This window comes from Vitreoscilla filiformis (assembly GCF_002222655.1).
In the GTDB taxonomy this organism is placed as follows: Bacteria; Pseudomonadota; Gammaproteobacteria; order Burkholderiales; family Burkholderiaceae_C; genus Ideonella; species Ideonella filiformis.
This window is the reverse complement of record NZ_CP022423.1, coordinates 2,206,094-2,223,797: the sequence shown is the minus strand read 5'-3', so window position 1 is coordinate 2,223,797 and position 17,704 is coordinate 2,206,094. Positions and strand designations below refer to the sequence as shown.

The window sequence follows — 17,704 nt, the reverse complement described above, 5'->3', positions numbered from 1 at the left end:
AGGGTTTTTTCGAACGAAGGTCTGACTGACTTCCCTGGCTTTGAAGGGATTAAGACAGTTCAGAGTGAATCTTGAAAGCACTTTCTTCGTCTGACTGACTTCCCTGGCTTTGAAGGGATTAAGACACGTTTCGCCGACGATGGCTTGGCCCTGCTGGACCTGACTGACTTCCCTGGCTTTGAAGGGATTAAGACACAGCAATCGCGGCGATGCTGGCGCACCGCTGTCTGACTGACTTCCCTGGCTTTGAAGGGATTAAGACAACAGACCTCTCCGCTATTTAAACTCTATTGGTCTGACTGACTTCCCTGGCTTTGAAGGGATTAAGACCCGGCTGATTGACCTGGCGCGTGCGGGTGGTGTCTGACTGACTTCCCTGGCTTTGAAGGGATTAGGAACACGTCAGATCAGGGGTGCGGGGGTGCATTGCCCCCGCTTCGGACATAAAAAAGCCCAGCAGCCGTATTTCGCGGCTGCTGGGCAAAACATATCCGTCCGACAGGCTTCCCCATTCATCAATGCAGGACGCCCGCCTCCCCCAAATGAAACCGTTCAGAACCGCGTCGGGCGATTATCCTGATCCGGCAACAGCGGAAAATTGCACACCACGTCATTGTGCAGAAACAGCCCCATCTCCCGGGTGCGGGTAAGCTGGGGCACGATGCGCGTTTCCAGCATGTCCCGAATCTGGCGGCCAAACTCACCCTGACCACAGGCATCCATCTGGACTTTGCGCACATCCCGCAAGTGCTGCTCCGCCAATTCAATCATGGCGCCAATTTCCCCACCCAGCAAACCCCGCGTGTGCTCGAACGCACTGTGCGCCGCACGAATCGAAATCGCCCCCTGCTCACGCTCCACATCAATGCCCGCCAATTTCTCGACCCGCCCAATCCCCGCGTGGTTGACGATATTGGCCAGATGATTCACCACGCCCATCGTGCGCTTGAGGCCAAAACGCAGCGCATTCACATCTTCCACCAACCCCGAAATGTTGCGGATGTTCTGAAGGTGAATGTTCAGGTTCGCCGCATGCAACTGGATGTTGTTGGCGAACCGATCAAAAGCCGACGCTTGCAACGCCAGCTCCATCACCTGGCTGCGCAGCACCAAACGCCGCTGCATCTCGATCTGCTGCTGCCGATGTTCCTCGACCTGGCGCAACGCCTCATCCGCCCGCTGTTGCGTCTGCCGCATGGCCGCATTCATGAAGTCAACATCCAGGCGCACCGATGTTGCGGGCTGCGACACCGGCGCATCCATCACCCGGATCACCTGCCGGTATTCATCGGTCACCGGGGCGTCGCTCAGAAGCTGGTGAACCCCCCTGACCACCTTCGAGACCACCCGTGCCGCCGAGCCGATCCAACCGCCAATGGTTGACAAGAATCCCATGTCGCTGCCCTCCTGAAGCTGCCTGTTGCGTGACGGAAGTATCAGGTTGGCACCCAGCTTCTGTGCGTCACGGCAAGCTTGCCGTCAGTCCACCCGGCAAGGTCTCGGACGCGAACCCCACGATGTTGCGCCCAGCCTTGCTGAACTCCACGCCCACCAAGTGGATCGGGCCGCTGCGGCTGCGGTACTTGTCCGCGTAGCCCCGTGCCTGGATTTGCGCCAAAGCTTGGCCCTCGGGCACCAGCTCCACCACCTTGAACTCGAAAATCCACACCGCCGCGCCAAACATCACTGCCATGTCGATGCGACCGTGGTTGGTGGTGTCTTCCAGCGTGATGTCCAGCCCCAACGCCGCAAAGTGGCTATAGAACACACTGGCCCAGTAACCCTCGTACTGCGCGATCGGGCTGTTGCGATACCAATCGTGCGGAATGCTGGCAAAAAACGCATGAAACAGCTCGCGCAAAGCAGACACGTCTTGCGCTTGCAGCAACCGATACAAGCGGCTGACTTGGCGCTCCGAGTACCGCGCCCCGCCCGTCAAGGTGCGCAGCAGACTGTCATTCAGGCTGGCCTGCACTTCCTTGTTCGGGTACTTCAGCGTGAACTCGCGCCGCCCCGGAATCACCCACACGCTGTCAATCGTCAAATATCCGGCTTGAAACAGCAGCGCTTCGGATTCGATCATGTCCACATCAAACGCTGACAGCAGCGTCTCGGTGGCCACCGTTTGCGCCAGATCGGGCGTGAACCAATGCCGCTCGGTCAGCAGCTTGATTAGAAACGTCGGCGTGCCTGTCTCGAACCAGTAGGGCCGGAACTCTCGCGAGCGAAACAGCAGCAGCACATCAAACGGGTTGTAGACGCTGGTGCCGCCCCAGTTGTAGCCGTTGTACCAACGCCGGATCTCGTCCCGATCCAGGCCCGGCAGCTCAGGCGCGAACACCGTGTCCAGATCCTCATCGGTGTAGCCGCACAGGGCGCTGTAGGGTGCATCCAGCGTGATGTCTGTCAGGTTGTTCAGGCCGGAGAACAGGCTGACCTTGCTGAACTTGCTCACCCCGGTGATGAAAACGAACTTTAGGTGCGCATCCGCCCCCTTGAGCACCGAGTAGAGATTGCGCAGCCCCTCGCGCATGGCGGTGGCGGTGTCTCGGTCGGTGATGTTGTCCAGGATGGGTTTGTCGTACTCGTCCACCAGCACCACGGCGGGGGCGCCGAACTTGGCGTGCGCTTGGCGAATCAGCTCGGCAAAGCGCCCGGTGAGGCTGGTGTAGCCCGGCAGATCGGTGATACCCAGTTCGCGCTGCACATCCAGCAAGATCTCGTCGATGCGCCGATCCAGCTCTGAGCGGGTTTGCAGCACACCGCCGCCAAAGTCGATGCGGATCACCGGATGGTGCCGCGTCCAGTCCCAGCGCGTCTCGGCGGCCAACCCGGTGAACAAGGCTTGCTGACCCTCGAACAATGCCTTGAAGGTGTCCAACAGCAGGCTCTTGCCGAAACGCCTGGGGCGGCTCAGGAAGTAGTGCTTGCCAGACTCGATCAGGTCGAGCACCTGCCCGGTCTTGTCCACGTAGTAGTGGCCGTCCTCGCGAATCTCGCGGAAGGTCTGGATGCCGATGGGCAGCTTGCACCGCGTGGCAGTGGATCTGCTCATGGTGCCCCCAATTGAATGTTGGTGTTCAAGGTGCGAGCCATTTTTTGACCAACAGTGTGTCTTGGTACAGAGAATCCTTATCCGGGTTTTTCTTTTCGGACTTTTCACGCCAACGCTTTTGCTGTTGCATCAACGCGCATAGCCGTTCGGCTGCCTGGATTCGATGCTCATTCAGTTTGCCTGCCTTGAGCGCCGAAAACAACACCGTCCGTTCATCTTGGTTTTTGTCTGCACGCTGATCGAACAAATCCGCCATGGCCCGATCGGCTGGGGACATGTGGGTTTTCGCAATCTCGCGTTGCTGCTGCTGTTCTTTCTCGGCCAACTGACGGCGATCTTCTGCACAAGCCTCGTTCAGCTTCTGCTCACGCGCCCCATCACGCTGCATGACGCCATACCCCGCCGCCGTCTTCGCACCGTAACCCGCCCACTCCAGGGCCAGCAGCAGGGTTTCCATGGCCTCGCCTGCGGCCTCACGCGCTAAGACATCTTGTTGGGCATCCCCCGTGCAGCGCGGTGCAATGCCAAACAAGAACGAAGCCCCCCGATCCACCACCAAAAACGGCGAAGGCACGGGGCTGTACCAATCTCCGGGCGCAACTTCGGCGAAGTTGCTGCTGCCAATTTCTCCGCCCTGCTCATACCATTTTCCCATATGGGGCGTGAGAATATCGCAGCGCAGCCGCATCCAATCCAGCGGCAGGGCATCGAAAAAAATCAACGCGCCGGCTTGCTCGGGTTGATCTTCGGGCAGCCCCTCGGTACCTTTGGCAGCACCGAACCAATGGGCAATGCGGCGCTGGCGTTCGTCCTCAGGCAAATCGCTCCAAACTTCAACCCAAGCGCGCAGCACCCCTTTGACCCCCGACGCAGGCAAATACGGCACACCCAAGGTCGGGTGAAAGGTGAAGCCGTTTTCCACCGGATGACTCAACCCGGAACCCGTGAGCAGCGGCGCACTGGTGCGCAGGGTGCGGCACACCCCGCCCAAAGCCTCGCACAAGTTTTTCTGGCGTTTGGCCATCAATTCCAAACAGGCTTTGCCCGTCGTTCCTTGCTTGTCGGCCAGTTGCACCGTGGCATCAATGAAGCCGCGTTTGCTTTCGGTGTCAATTTCCCAAGACGGCGCCTTGAAACCGTCATAAAAGCGGGTGAACCACAGCCCAATGTTGGCATTCGGCAGGTTGGGAACTCGGCCCAGCGCCTGGGCTTGCGCTGCGCTGGCACGGTAAAACGGATAAGACGCCATCGTGTGATCCCTCAGATTTAAGCCTGGTCGCTCAGATAAGCACTGGCGAATTTCTTCACCCAATCCATGTACGCCATCGCTTCAGCTTGGGCGACGCGGTAGGTGCGCAAATCAGCGTTGACGATGGCGTCCATCAAATCGGTCTGGCCTTCGAATGGGCGCTTGGGCTGCGCCAGCCAGCTTTGCAGCGCCAGAAAGACCACACCATAGCCATCCTTGTTGCCTTTGCTCTTGAAGAAGGCAGCCGCTTGGCCCAGCCCGTTGGCGTGAATCATGAACGGCAGTTCATGGGTGCGGGCCTTGAGTTTGGCGCCTTCATTCAAAGGCACCCAAGCTTTCACTTTTTCCAGCGCATGCTTGGCGCGCTCTTGTTGCAGGGTTTGCATGGTTTCAGGCTCCCTTGATGCTGCTGTCCACGGTGCGCACGCGGCACCACCCCATGCCCACGGTTTCATTGCCGCCGAGTTGCACGTAAGGCCGCTCTTGGGGGAACAGGCTCAGGGCCTGCTCCAACACCCAGGCCGCGCTTTGCGCTGAATCCTTGGCTCGGCTGCGGTTGGCGGCCAGTGCCACATACAACACGGTGTCCGGCGGGAGGGTTTCCTCGTACCAAAGGGCGCCGTCCTTCACCACTTTGCGGTCGTTGTGGATGGCAATGTGCGGCGTCACTGGGGTGGCAAAGCTGGCAAGGTGGTTGAACATGTCGTCCGAGACGATCATCAGTTGCGCCTTGAGCTGTTCGGCAAAAGCGGCTTCGTCCGTGCCGAAGCGAGCCAGCCAAGCCACCAGCGCCGACAGGTTGGGCCGCTGAACACTGAAGCTGAACTCCTCCAGGAACACTTGAGTCTCCGACCCGCCGCCGTGAGGGGCCACTGCCGTGTCGTCCGACAGCACGCGCTTGATGTCTTCCGCGTCCTGGGCATCGGTGATGCCCAACCGCAGGGCGTCCGCCTTGGCGCGGCGCAGCAAGGCCGGGCACGTCACCCACTTGAAATGGCTGTTCAAGCTGCGCACCGGCAGCAGCAGCAAACGGGCATCGCCCACAGTCAGGGCACCGGCGTGGTCACTGGCGTTGTTCGTATCGGGGCCGAACACTTCGGTCAGCCAAGCATGCCCCAGGCGTTGCGCCTGGCTGCGCAACGCCCCTTTGACCGCTGAACCGTAAACGCACGGCCAGTGGGTGTGCGCCTCGCGCATGATGGGCAGATCGATGACACCGGTACGGCGGCCCGTGCCTGCGTGCAGGGAGGTTTCGGCGGTCAAGCCGAGCAAAGCGTGTTGCATCATGGTGTGAATCCGGTCAATGAAAGAAGAATCAGAAAACGCAGTGCGGGCGCGTCACCAAACACCGACGGCGACTTGGCCGTAACCCCAGGCCTGGTCGTGGCCAAGCTGGCCGCCGTGGCAGGCTTTGGCGATGGCTTGCGCATCCTCTGCGCTGTCCAGCTCGAAGAAGTAACAACTGCCAGCGGGCACCAGGCCGTACAGGTCACGCGGTTGATGGGTGGCCATGTCCCAACCGCCTTGGCGCAAGGGCTTGCCGGTGACGGCGCACACCAAGGTGACAGACCGATCTGCCAACTTGCCACACCAGCCCGTCACGTCCTCACCGTTGCAGGTCTTCTGTTTCTGCTCGAACCCATCCGGCAACCAACCTTGGCTGAAACGGGCCGGGGTGAGCAGGGTCAGCATCAGGCGTTTGGCATCCTGCTTCAGGCTCACTTGAGGCAGCTTCTGCTCGGTATGGCGAGACCAAGCCGCCAACCGCCCTTCGCCCCCGAGCCGGGCGACGCCCTTGGGCCCCAATTGGCCGGACTTCTCGGCGAGATCGAGCCCCCGCACCGTCAACCCAACCGACACGCCTTCTTTCAAGCGCAGATGCCGGGTCTGGTACAGCAAGCCATTCAACGGGCGGCGGGCGTGGCCGTCCAGCGCGATGCCCAGGCGGGGCTCTGCGTGAACCATGGACTTGGCCTTGCACATCTGATCCTCAGAGGGCACCTTGCCCTCCAGCACAGCCACCAAGCCCTGGGCGGTCAACCAGCATTCGTCCAGCGGTTTGACCCGCTCGGCAGCTTTCGGCAGATGCACCCGCCCCAAGTCGCACCGAACGGGTGTTTCGCTCGGGGCCAAGCGGGTCATGCCGGTGCCTTCGCTCTTCCCCATCACCACCAAGGGCGCGGGGTAAAGCCGCTGGCCGTTTTGCATCAAGTAAGGGCCTTCGATCCGCAGCGGCGCCAACTCGGTGGGAGAGCCCATCTGCGCACGCAAGGGGTGGTCTGGCTGGCTTTGGTAGTCCTGCCAGTTGACACCCAGCGCATCCCCGATCGTGGTGCGAATGGCCCCGACCAAGGTACGCACCGGCGGCGGAAACTGGCTCGTCAATTGCGCCCCCCCGACCGATTCCAACGGGCGGGATTCGCGGAAGAACCAGGTGTCCAGCGGCTCGAACTGCCATGTTTGAGCATCACCAGAAAAAGCCGGTTTGGGTTGCATCTCGGTCGGCACCTTGGAAGATTTTGAGGCGCTGGGTAATTTGTGAGTGCTTTGGCTCTGTTTAGCCTTGTTGCCCTTGGCCTTGTTTTTTCCGTTGCGGTTACTCATTGCCCATCTCCCTCCATGCCCTTGGTGGCTAGAAAGCGCACCAACAGCGCGCCGTCTGCGGCCAGTTCGTGGTGCTTCCACCGGGCTACCGGCAGCAGCTCCTTGCCCTCTTTCATGACCCGCTCACGGGGCTGGCACTGGGTCAGCAGCGGTTCAATGTGCTCACGCGCCCGGGCCAGGCTGACGCGCTGGCGGTTGGTGTCGCTGTGCCAGAAGTCCACCGCTAGCAAGTCCAGCAGTTGCTCGTAATTCAGCACCGGGACTGCACGCCTGTCCTTGTCCTTGTCCTTGTCCTTGTCCTTGTCCTTGTCCTTGTCCTTGTCCTTGAGCAGGCGCGGGTCGGCCAGCACGGCCAGACGCTCCTCAATCTTGAAGAAGAACTTGTTGGAAAAACGTCCGTCGAGATCAGACCCTGTGCTGCCATCCTTGGCAAACAGCCGGGCCAGCGTTTCCACCTCCAACTCACCGTCGGCACGGCGTTCGCCGTCATGCAGGGCGATCTTCCACGGCTGCGCCCACTGCAACACCTGCCCGCTGGTTTTCCAGACGCGCACCGCCACACTGTCACGGCCAGACCCATCCTTGGCGACGTCATCCAGCAGCGGGTGTAAATCCGCCAACACCATGCCCAGCGGGGTTTTGACATGCGCAAAAGCCACGGCAGCGGAAATGGTCGATGGAATCTTGGGTTCCTGCGCCTCAAAGCTCTTCAGGTAATGCACTCGCACCGCAGCAGCACACCCCAGCGCATTTTCCAGCGGCAAAATGGCCAATACATCATCACCGCCCGCGTAAATCAAACAGCCGTTGTGCTTTTCAACGATGTCAGGAACACCCCCGGTAAACGCATTCAGCGCGGCTGAAATGGCTGTTTGTTTGTCCAGGTCGCTCATGTGAACGCCGAGCGAATCCCCATCCATCAGCAAAATGGCATAGTAGGGAGACGGGGCCGATGGTAATTCGTGGCCATTGCAAAACTTACCCAGCTCTTTGGCAAAACGCTTGGTTTTTTCCACATCGTAGCCATACGCTTGGGGTTGCTCTTGCACATGGCGGAAAAACAACTGTCCGTCCAAGGCCAGCAACTGGCGTTTCGGATTATTGGCGTGCCATTGGCGCTCATCGGCGGCTTGGCGCAGGCATTGGATTTCGGTATCCCATTCGACTCTGTCACGGGAAACGTCGCGGGCGAGGCCCAGCAAGTTTTCCACTTCCGAATCACTGCCGCTTTTCACCAGTTCCTTCAGCCAATGCACCGCCGCCATGTAAGACACCGATGGCATGCCGTGGCTGAGTTTCCACCCCTTGAGTTTCAGCTCGGAGTTTGGCAAGGTGGTTTCAAAAGACGCAAAGTGCCGCGTGAACCGGCGCTTGACGTAGGCCAACGCGCAGAGTTGTTCCAATTGCTTGGGACGCTCTTTCTGTTTGCTACTGGCCTGGCCGAGGTCGGCTTGGATGCCTGGCAGGTCGCTAGTGATCAATTCCTGCCAGAAGTTTTTTTCTGCATCGCCCGGTCGAGCTTGGCCGGACAGCTCTTGCCATCCGTCCATCACCATGCATTTGACACCCGGTTCATGCTGGGTGAAACCGTGGTTGCGCCAGTTTTTACGCTGATCGAGCAGGCTGGTTTCTTCTTTTTTGTCGGTGATGGCCCAGGAAACTTCCCAGAAATTGGCGTGTTGCCGATCCCAAATGGCCCGTGTGCCGGAAGCTGCAAACCCATCCAGTTTGTCACCCTTCCACACATGATCCGCCAGAGCGATCCAAGCGTCTTGAATGGCTGACACGACAAGCTCCGGATCAAACTCAGCCGGCACTTTGGCGCAGGTCGATTTGAACCGATTGGGGATGGCCCCTTGGCGCGGTGGTTTCTCGCCTTTGTGCTGTCCTTGAATCCAGTCAAGATAGTTCTTTGGTGGCACTGGAAACTGAATTTTTCCACCTTGCCTGTTGACCTCCGCCATGGCCACACCCGCCAGCCAAGACAGCAGGAACGACCCCGCCCAAAAATCCCGCGTGCGCCGGGCTTGCGCCACAAAGCCTTGCACCGGGCCGATGGTGAAATGAAAATATTGATCGCTCACAGGGGGCTCCATGCAGTGTTTTTCTTGAAGCGGTCGAGGTAGGTGTGCAGCACCTGCCAATTGACTTGAACCGGAACGTTCACCGTGCGCCCTTTCCCTGGCTTGATTTGCACAGTGGGCCGCTCTTCTGGCAAGAAGCGCGACTCCAGCAAGGTATGCACGGCCACGTATTGCTCGCCGATGCGATGGACGTGCAGCAACAGCGGGCTGGCGCGGCGGCCTTCCTCATCGTCTGGCCGGTAATTCACATCAACCTTGGCTTTGGTGCTGGAAAAGAAGTAGTTGTGCGGCAGGCCAAACACCACCCGTTGTGGCGCCTTGGCAACCGAGTGACCGTTGGCCACGGTGAGCATGTCATCGTGATCGGGAACGAAGTTGCGCTCAGAGTCCGCGCCATTCACCTTGCCGTTGTTGCCGTAGCTCCGGTAGGCCTGCTGCTCCCGCCCCAGCAAGGCCAGCAGTTGCTGCATGTCGCGGTGCTGACAGGACAGATCCAGGCGTGTCTGCTGGCAAAAAGCGCTCAATGGTGGCAGGCCGGCTGCGGTTCGGGGCTGTTTCAGCAACTTGCCCAGTTGCTCGCGGTAGCGCTCTGGCGTGTCCGGGGCCTGCCACGAATCCAGCTCCAACCCGCTGCTTTGCATGGCCGTCATCGCCACAGAGCCCATGCCATGACGCGCCCGGCTGCCCAGCGCTCCCAGCAGGCCGAAGGTCTGCAAGGCCGCTGTCACAGCGCGCACATCGTCCGGCGCAGTTTTCGGGCGAAACAACAGCTTGACTTCAAACCCCTTGCCCGGCACGGCAGGCAAAGCTGAACGGGTACAGTGATTACCCTGGGAAAAACTGCCCAAACCCATGCCAAGCAAGTAAAGGATGCCGGCATCGAACCCATGGCCGAAGGGCTGTTGCACAGCCCGCTGGCTGGTGTCCCGCACCTGAAGCATGAACACGCCCTGCCCGCCCGCGTCATCTCCAGCGGACACCCCAAACAACCGGCTTTCCTCTTGGTGGAGGTTCCTCAGTTTCTCGGCGTCGCTGGCACCGGTCATCCGCGCCCAATTCAGCGCACGCCACCAAAAGCGCAACGCACCTTTGACGCTGGAGGAACGCACGCCCTCGGGTTTCGTGGGGTCACTGCTGCCGATGAACATCGGCGTGACAATTTCAAATGAAGCGCAAACGGTTTTCATGCAGCAATCTGTGACGTGAGAATCGATGAAGCAGGCCCGCCGATGTGAATGTGGAACGCCCCCATCCCCACCGTCGTCTTCCCTCCGAGTTGCAGGTGCTCGCCCAGGCGCAACCACGGCAGGGCCGCGCAGGCCTCGCTCGGATACGCCCAAGCCCCCGCTAAGCCATCCATCCGAATGGCCCGTTGTTGGCGCGATGACCAACGATGCACCTGCGCACGCTGTGTCCAAGCCAGATCGGGCAGCAAGCAGCGGCTCCACCCCAGCCAGGGGGCTTTTTCAGCGTCGCTCAACCAGGCGGGGGGCACTTGGCCCGCTTCGCCCGGCTCACGCGACAGCGTCAGCAACACACCCAGCCGCATGAAACACCCCAGCAACAACACACTCAGCGGGGGCGGTTCGGTCACCAGTCGGCTGGCGACTTTCAGGCGCAACGGCGTCACTGTCTGCACCCACAGCGCCCCGCCCTGCCCGGCGGTCAACTCGGCCCGTGCGGAACGCCACACGTCATCGGCCTGCCAGGGGGTGGGTGGATGCTGGGCATCGTCCGGGCTGTGCAAGGGCACGGGGCCTTGCGGGGTGAGCCAGCGCACGGCCTCCAACCGCAAGCGGCTGCGCTGCGCACCCAAGCCATGGCGCTCAAAATCTTCAAAGGCTTGCAGGCACGCCGCCAACTCGGGTAAAGCGCTGGTGTGCAGCCCCAGGCGCACGTTCAACACCGCCCCGGCAGGCACGCAGGTATCGTCGGCCAAATCGGTGGGCCACAGCCACCAGGGGCGGGGCGCGTCGCTCTGCTCGCCGGCGAAGCGTTCGAACAGGTGCGGCGCCCGCTCATGCAACGCCAGCCCGAACACGCTGCGGTACAGCGCCCCCAAACTGCCGGGGGTGGGCAAGTGCAAATCGTCCAGCAGTCGGTGGCTCAGTTCCAGGTGCCACCAGCGCATGGCCGGGGCGCTCAAGCCCACCGGGGTGGGCCCATGCCATTCGGGCAGGGCGGCGTTCATGCGGCCATCCGTTTGACGATGCGCTCTAGGCACAGCCGCAGCGGGGTGGAAGCAATGTCCACCCGAAACTGCGGGGCGTTGGCGGTGAGCTGGCGCCGGTCTTGGATGGCTTCGATGCGCAAGCGCTGGGCGACGGCGCCGATCTTGGGTTGGCACAGCCCGATGATTCTGGAGAACGCGGTTTCGGCGTGCGGCGCTTGGGTGGCCTTCCAACGACTCAGGTTGCAGGCTTCGCCAATGGCGTTCCAGTCGTCGAAGGTCAGGGTGCTGTCGGTGTGCAGCAGGTCGGTGCGCTCGATCTGGCCGCTGGCGTGCAGTTGCTGGGCGGTGGCATGCAACAGCAGCAGGCAGAACTGAGCCGGGGGTAGTTTGATGGTGTGGCCCAGCAGGTGGAGAACGCCGCTTCGGTTGTGCCCTTGCGTGCGCACTGCGAGTCGGGCGTCGAGGGAGGCGATCAGGCCTTGGGCGAGGTTGACGGCTTCGTCAAAGTCTTCGAGCGCGGCGGCGGGCAGGGCTGTGCGCAGCACGGGGCCGAGCTTGAACGTGCTCATTTGCGCCAGTTCCAAACGGGCGTCGGCGGTGTGGCAGGGCGGGAGTTTGCTGAAGCGGTCGGTCAGCTCGCGGGGCGTGGCGGGTGGGTAGAAAAACCCGTAGCCCGGATTCTCGAACGGCTCGCTCACCAGCACATGCGACAGCACATCACCCTCATCGGCCAGCAGTGAAAAGGCTTGGCCCATGTAAAAACTCATGCTCTTGCGGCCACCGGCCACGGAGGCGTGAATCTGGGCGCCACCGGGCTGGGTTTTGAGTTCCCGCAGGACTCGGTAGATGGTCTGGGCGGCGGCGCGGTTGTCGTCGAGACTGACGATGTCCGCCAGATCGATGCCGGTGGTTTTGTTGGCGATGACGTGCAAGGTGCTGTCATCGAAGCGCGGGGGGGTGGGGAATTTGTGGGGAAACTCCTGCACCATGCGCAGGAAGTGGCCTTGGGTGGGGTGAAGCAGGTGGTCGCGGATTTTTTGGCGGCCGACGGTGGTGGTGATGACGTGGATTTCGTCGGGGAGGAAGGGCCCAGACTCGTCGGAGACGAGGGCGTAGAGGGTTTCGGTGACGATGGCGGGGGAGGTGCCGGAGACGCACACCAGGATGCGTTTGGGGCGCTGGGGGGAGGTGGAGGCGGCGTCGAGGGTCATCGGGGGGTCATCCTGTCTGGGTTGGTGGATTCGCCCCCTATTGTGTCGTTACCGACTGAGGAGGGGGCTGAGGTCTGGAGTTAACTGTGACATGGTGATGAGGGGTTCGGGGTTGACTGCAAGCTTGCGGTTTAGGCTGTTGGCATGAGGTGTGTGGCAGGCTGCGCTGCCATGGTTGGCGGGGTGGTTGTTGAGAGTGGTTCTCAAATTCTTGTCAGCAGCTTGATTTCAAAGGACTTTTTGGCATTTTTGGGGGGTGGGTGAGGTGAATTTTTCCGGTTGTTGTCAGGAAAGTCGGTCTTGTCCGCAAAACGCTTGTAAGTCCTTGACTTTAAAGGGGGTTACACGCTAGAGTTCACACTCCCCGGTTTCTGAAGGGGATTAAGACGCGCTTTCTGCCTGAAGATCCAGGCAAGTGCGGTTCACACTCCCCGGTTTCTGAAGGGGATTAAGACTTCCTCAGCGGCTTCTGTGCCTTCTTCAAGAGTTCACACTCCCCGGTTTCTGAAGGGGATTAAGACCGTCAAGGCCTTGGTGGCGACAGTAGGAGAGGTTCACACTCCCCGGTTTCTGAAGGGGATTAAGACTCTCAGTTTGAAGGACTTTCGCAAGTTCTTGTTCACACTCCCCGGTTTCTGAAGGGGATTAAGACCAGCCTGCTCAGCTGCCGCAGCGGCCTGAGTGTTCACACTCCCCGGTTTCTGAAGGGGATTAAGACTATGTCGCCAAACTGGAGGGAGAACTCCTTCGTTCACACTCCCCGGTTTCTGAAGGGGATTAAGACTTTTTTGGCAGGGGGTTGGTGGAAACACTCCAGTTCACACTCCCCGGTTTCTGAAGGGGATTAAGACCCGTTCCCCCAGTCAATGCCTCGACATCGGGTTCACACTCCCCGGTTTCTGAAGGGGATTAAGACCGTCGAGCTCTGCATGTGTGAGGGCTTCTCGCGTTCACACTCCCCGGTTTCTGAAGGGGATTAAGACCCGGAGTCTGTCAGGTTGACTGGTTCCTCGCAGTTCACACTCCCCGGTTTCTGAAGGGGATTAAGACCAATCTCAGCATGCAGAAATCCGTCCGCCTTCGTTCACACTCCCCGGTTTCTGAAGGGGATTAAGACCTTCCCAGACTTCTCCCGGGATCTGGTCTTCCGTTCACACTCCCCGGTTTCTGAAGGGGATTAAGACAATAGCTCATTGGCACGGGGGCTCTCCAAGCGTTCACACTCCCCGGTTTCTGAAGGGGATTAAGACTTGGCGAACTGCGCTGCATCTGCAGCATCGGTTCACACTCCCCGGTTTCTGAAGGGGATTAAGACTCAGCCCCGAGGGGTCTTTCTCCTCGTCCCAGTTCACACTCCCCGGTTTCTGAAGGGGATTAAGACCGAGACCGGAGCCCGTCAGGTCGACTGGCTCGTTCACACTCCCCGGTTTCTGAAGGGGATTAAGACAAGCTTGGCGAGGTCCTCCACGAATTGGGTGGTTCACACTCCCCGGTTTCTGAAGGGGATTAAGACAGCCAGGTGTGATCCACGGTGGCCGCATCGAGTTCACACTCCCCGGTTTCTGAAGGGGATTAAGACATCCACGGTGGCCGCATCGGCCGCCTCAAACGTTCACACTCCCCGGTTTCTGAAGGGGATTAAGACTGTCGCCGACTACGAAGTGCTTCGATTTCGGCGTTCACACTCCCCGGTTTCTGAAGGGGATTAAGACGATCAAGGAATGAAGCGGTGGATATCCTCACCGTTCACGCTCCCCGGTTTCTGAAGGGGATTAAGACGCAATAATTTCATCAAACCGACGTGCCTCTTCCGTTCACGCTCCCCGGTTTCTGAAGGGGATTACACAACCACCGCGTGGGTCGGGGGTTCGGGGCTGGGAAGCCCTAATTGAATCGCGTCGGCGTGATCCGCTTCACACAACGGCCACGCACGCCATTGATCCTCCACCGGATCAATCAAACCATTCAACACCCCACACAATACCCCCCACTCCCCTTCCCTCAATAACAACTCATACACACTCTCCTGCACCCTCTCCCCATGATCCAGCAAACATTGCACCACCCGCCGCCGTCGGCTCGGACTCGCAATGTCATAACTCACCACCCATCGCCTTTTCATCTCCCCTCCCCCTCACACCACATGGTGCGCACACGGCCCCACCCGCCGCCCCAATCCATTCACCTTCGCCGCCCATAAACACCGCCGACAAATCGGCACCAACCACACCCGATCTTGCGCCGGATCGATCAGCCCCGATAAGTCTCCCACCACCTTCTCTAATTGATCCGCCCGCCAGACACACTCAAAAACACTCTCCAACACCCGATCCCCCCAGCCCAATAACCACGTCGCCACCCGCTGCCGACGGCCATCGTCCGCAACGTCATAACTCACCACCCATAATCGCCGCATGATCGCCCCCTTATCGTAGTTTGAACGGGTGATACACCCCCACCTCCCCCATCACCACACTCCGATAATGCCGAACCTGCGCTTGCATGATCCGGCGTAAATCCAATAACCTCTCCAGCCTCGGATGCACCATGTGACTTTCGAGTTTCTCCTCCAGCGCATCCACCAACCTTTTCCGCGCTGCCGACACCATCCGGCACGGCCACCCCTCCGCATCGTCCCCCAGCCGGCATTCAAAATCAGACGCCTGTAACCGCCCCTCGCGCCACAGCGTCAAAACCACCGCATCCACCACCGGCGCCCGGAATTCTTCCATCAGATCAGACACCAGCGCCAAACTCCCCGGCGTGGCCACATGCAAATGCCCCAGATGGGCATTTAACCCCTCCAACCGAATGAGCGTGTGCAGGTTGTGCGCCAGCACCCCATATCCCAGCGATAAACACGCATTCACCGGATCGGGCGGCGGGTGCCGCTGCCGCCCCGGAAAATCAACCCCCGGTGGCAACAAACCCCGCAGCGCCGCAAAATACGCCCGCGCCGCCGCCCCCTCCAAACCCCGGATGACCTCCAACCGTTCCGCCGCTGCAAGCTTGCGCTCGTCCTGCAACATGCTTTGCACCAGCGGCTCCACCGCCTCACGCCCTTCACGGCGGCTGAAGCGCCGCAAAATCGTGCAACTGTTGTGCAATTTGCCCGCCACCAAACACCGCGCCAACATCAGCCCGCGTTCTGGTTCGGCTTGCAAATCCCATTGCGCTTGCCACAGCGCGTGATCGGCCAACGCGCCCCGGTCCAGCGTCAGCAACTCCGTTCCCCATCCGCCCATGACGACACTCACCCGCCGCTGCGCACAACGCCGCAGCAACGCGGTGGACACCATGGCGTTGCTCAGAATCGCCACCTGATCCACCTGCCCCAACGGCACGCTGGCCCGCACGGTGTGCTGGTGGCTGACGACCACCCGGTCATGCTCCTGAGTCAGCCAGCACCCCGGCTCGGTGACGTACAACGATTGCAGCAGCGGCGCCCGAGGTTCCAGGGCGGCGGGCGGGGTGGCGGGGGGCTCGTCGCTGGCGGGGGTGTCGTCACAAGACAAAGCGGGGTCGATGGACTCCAACCAGCGCGGCACATCGGGCGGGCCGCTGGCGGGGTCATCGGGGGGCGTATCGGACGGCAGCACCCAAGGGGCGGCGTGGGGGTGGAGGGGTTGGGCGGTGTGGCGGTGAAAATGCACACCGAGAAAGTTAAACCCCTGGTCGAACGTGGTGAGGTGGGTTTTTTCCAGTTGAAGCCGGAGTTTCAAGTCGGCCAATATCTGTTGAACGGTGGCCCATGCTTGGCGTGCTTGGTTTTCATCGGCACAGAGCACGACAAAATCGTCGGCATACCGGATGAGGGTTTGATGTTCTTGGCGCAACTGGCGATCCAGGGGATGGAGATACACATTCGCCAACAAAGGGGAAAGGGGCGAACCCTGGGGCACACCAGCATGGGGTTCGGGAGAGCCGTTGGCGATCCAGGCGGCCACCATTTGGCAAACGGGATCGTTGGGAAAATACGATTCGAGCTGAGTGTTTAAAATCTCGTGATCGATATGATCGAAAAATTGTTCAATATCGGCATCGAGAACCCATTGCAAGCCCGCATCGCGGCAGGAGAGAACACAGGCGATGGCTTGAGAAACGCTGCGGCCAGGGCGGTAGGCGTAGCTGGCGGCGTCCAATTGGGGGTCGAGAAATTGGCTCATGACGTGGGCGACGGAGGTTTGGAGGATTCTGTCGCGCACGGTGGGGATGGCGAGGGTACGGGTGCCGCCGTTCTTTTTGGGAATGGGGACGTATCGCAGGGGTTGGGGGCGATATTGCCCGGAGAGGAGTTCGGTTTTGAGTTGTTGGAGGTGGTGGAGAATGTGGCGGCTGAAGTTTTGGATGGTTTCGCCATCGCTACCGGGTGCGCCGGCGTTGGTGCGGACGTGATCCCAAGCTTGCAACAGGTTTTGTTCGCTGAGGGCGAGGTCGAGGAAAGAGGCGGTGTGCATGTGGCCCATGATGCACAGAGGCGGGTGATGGATGCACGGACGGCAAGGTTGCGGTGGTGGTTTGAGAGTGTGTTATCATATTTTTGGCAGCACGTTGATTTATAAGGATTTTTTGGTGTTTTTGGGGGTCAAGCGAGGTGAATTTTTCCGGTTGTTGTCAGGAAAGTCGGTCTTGTCCGCAAAACGCTTGTAAGTGCTTGACTTTAAAGGGGGTTACACGCTAGAGTTCAAGCTCCCCGGTTTCTGAAGGGGATTAAGACATGCGCCCTTCCTTCGGAGATGACAGGATTGTGGTTCAAGCTCCCCGGTTTCTGAAGGGGATTAAGACACATCGCCAACCCGGAAGGTTCAAACCCGTCTGTTCAAGCTCCCCGGTTTCTGAAGGGGATTAAGACTTTCCCTTACCAGGAGAAGCTCCCATGCAGGTTCAAGCTCCCCGGTTTCTGAAGGGGATTAAGACTGCCGGCGCGGCCGGCCCCCGACTTGATGTCGTTCAAGCTCCCCGGTTTCTGAAGGGGATTAAGACCCTCGGTGAGGCGGCGCAGGAACTCCTCCCCGGTTCAAGCTCCCCGGTTTCTGAAGGGGATTAAGACCCGACCACCCCAATTGCCCACGCGCGTATTCGGTTCAAGCTCCCCGGTTTCTGAAGGGGATTAAGACCAATATACATCTTTGACACTGTACACTGATCCGTTCAAGCTCCCCGGTTTCTGAAGGGGATTAAGACTGTCAAGGACCCATGGCCCTTAAGAACAACTTGTTCAAGCTCCCCGGTTTCTGAAGGGGATTAAGACCGCCTGATGATGATTGAGTAAGTCCTCATCACGTTCAAGCTCCCCGGTTTCTGAAGGGGATTTAATATGCAAAATAA

12 protein-coding genes, 1 pseudogene and 2 CRISPR repeat arrays are annotated in these 17,704 nt (G+C 60.0%); all 13 genes and pseudogenes read right to left on the bottom strand.

Annotated elements, in window-relative coordinates; translation table 11 throughout:
• Positions 1–552: 552 nt before the first annotated feature.
• Positions 553–1,395, bottom strand: a complete 843-nt coding sequence (locus VITFI_RS10590) for a hypothetical protein (RefSeq protein WP_089416931.1) — start codon at positions 1,393–1,395, stop codon at positions 553–555.
• Between the two features lie 67 nt (positions 1,396–1,462).
• Complete coding sequence (locus VITFI_RS10585) at positions 1,463–3,055, bottom strand: ATP-binding protein (protein WP_089416930.1); 1,593 nt, start codon at positions 3,053–3,055, stop codon at positions 1,463–1,465.
• A gap of 25 nt (positions 3,056–3,080) precedes the next feature.
• Positions 3,081–4,304 carry a type III-B CRISPR module RAMP protein Cmr6 gene (gene cmr6, locus VITFI_RS10580; RefSeq protein WP_089416929.1) on the bottom strand — a complete coding sequence of 408 codons (1,224 nt, stop codon included), beginning with the start codon at positions 4,302–4,304 and terminating at the stop codon, positions 3,081–3,083.
• A 17-nt stretch (positions 4,305–4,321) separates the two neighbouring features.
• Positions 4,322–4,690 (bottom strand): type III-B CRISPR module-associated protein Cmr5, encoded by a 369-nt coding sequence (gene cmr5, locus VITFI_RS10575; protein WP_157725648.1) that lies wholly within the window; start codon positions 4,688–4,690, stop codon positions 4,322–4,324.
• Positions 4,691–4,694: 4 nt separating this feature from the next.
• Positions 4,695–5,591: a type III-B CRISPR module RAMP protein Cmr4 gene (gene cmr4, locus VITFI_RS10570; protein ID WP_089416927.1), complete on the bottom strand. Its 897-nt coding sequence runs from the start codon at positions 5,589–5,591 to the stop codon at positions 4,695–4,697.
• A 51-nt stretch (positions 5,592–5,642) separates the two neighbouring features.
• The gene (locus VITFI_RS10565) at positions 5,643–6,800 is read right to left on the bottom strand and encodes a type III-B CRISPR module-associated protein Cmr3 (RefSeq protein ID WP_157725647.1); all 1,158 of its coding nucleotides are present in this window, start codon (positions 6,798–6,800) and stop codon (positions 5,643–5,645) included.
• Between the two features lie 104 nt (positions 6,801–6,904).
• Positions 6,905–8,992, bottom strand: coding sequence for a type III-B CRISPR-associated protein Cas10/Cmr2 (cas10, locus tag VITFI_RS10560; protein ID WP_089418105.1), 2,088 nt, complete (start codon positions 8,990–8,992; stop codon positions 6,905–6,907).
• A complete protein-coding gene (cmr1, locus tag VITFI_RS10555) occupies positions 8,989–10,179 on the bottom strand; it encodes a type III-B CRISPR module RAMP protein Cmr1 (RefSeq protein ID WP_089416925.1) in 1,191 nt (396 codons plus the stop codon). Before cmr1 ends, cas10 begins: the two co-directional genes overlap by 4 nt.
• Entirely contained in the window at positions 10,176–11,183 is a 1,008-nt protein-coding gene (gene cas6 / locus VITFI_RS10550; protein ID WP_089416924.1) for a CRISPR system precrRNA processing endoribonuclease RAMP protein Cas6, read from the bottom strand. The genes cmr1 and cas6 overlap by 4 nt, the downstream gene beginning before the upstream one ends.
• Positions 11,180–12,376: a CRISPR-associated ring nuclease Csm6 gene (gene csm6, locus VITFI_RS10545; RefSeq protein WP_089416923.1), complete on the bottom strand. Its 1,197-nt coding sequence runs from the start codon at positions 12,374–12,376 to the stop codon at positions 11,180–11,182. The genes cas6 and csm6 overlap by 4 nt, the downstream gene beginning before the upstream one ends.
• Positions 12,377–12,729: 353 nt before the next feature.
• Positions 12,730–14,223: a CRISPR direct-repeat array (repeat unit 35 nt; unit sequence GTTCACACTCCCCGGTTTCTGAAGGGGATTAAGAC).
• Positions 14,224–14,270: 47 nt separating this feature from the next.
• Positions 14,271–14,498, bottom strand: a pseudogene (gene cas2 / locus VITFI_RS18920) (CRISPR-associated endonuclease Cas2); the annotation flags it as partial.
• 12 nt (positions 14,499–14,510) lie between these two features.
• On the bottom strand, positions 14,511–14,792 hold the full coding sequence (gene cas2, locus VITFI_RS10535; protein ID WP_089416922.1) for a CRISPR-associated endonuclease Cas2: 282 nt from the start codon (positions 14,790–14,792) through the stop codon (positions 14,511–14,513).
• A 10-nt stretch (positions 14,793–14,802) separates the two neighbouring features.
• Positions 14,803–16,833 (bottom strand): CRISPR-associated endonuclease Cas1, encoded by a 2,031-nt coding sequence (gene cas1 / locus VITFI_RS10530; RefSeq protein WP_198301422.1) that lies wholly within the window; start codon positions 16,831–16,833, stop codon positions 14,803–14,805.
• A gap of 225 nt (positions 16,834–17,058) precedes the next feature.
• Positions 17,059–17,694: direct repeats of the CRISPR family, unit length 35 nt; unit sequence GTTCAAGCTCCCCGGTTTCTGAAGGGGATTAAGAC.
• Between the last annotated feature and the right edge of the window lie 10 nt (positions 17,695–17,704).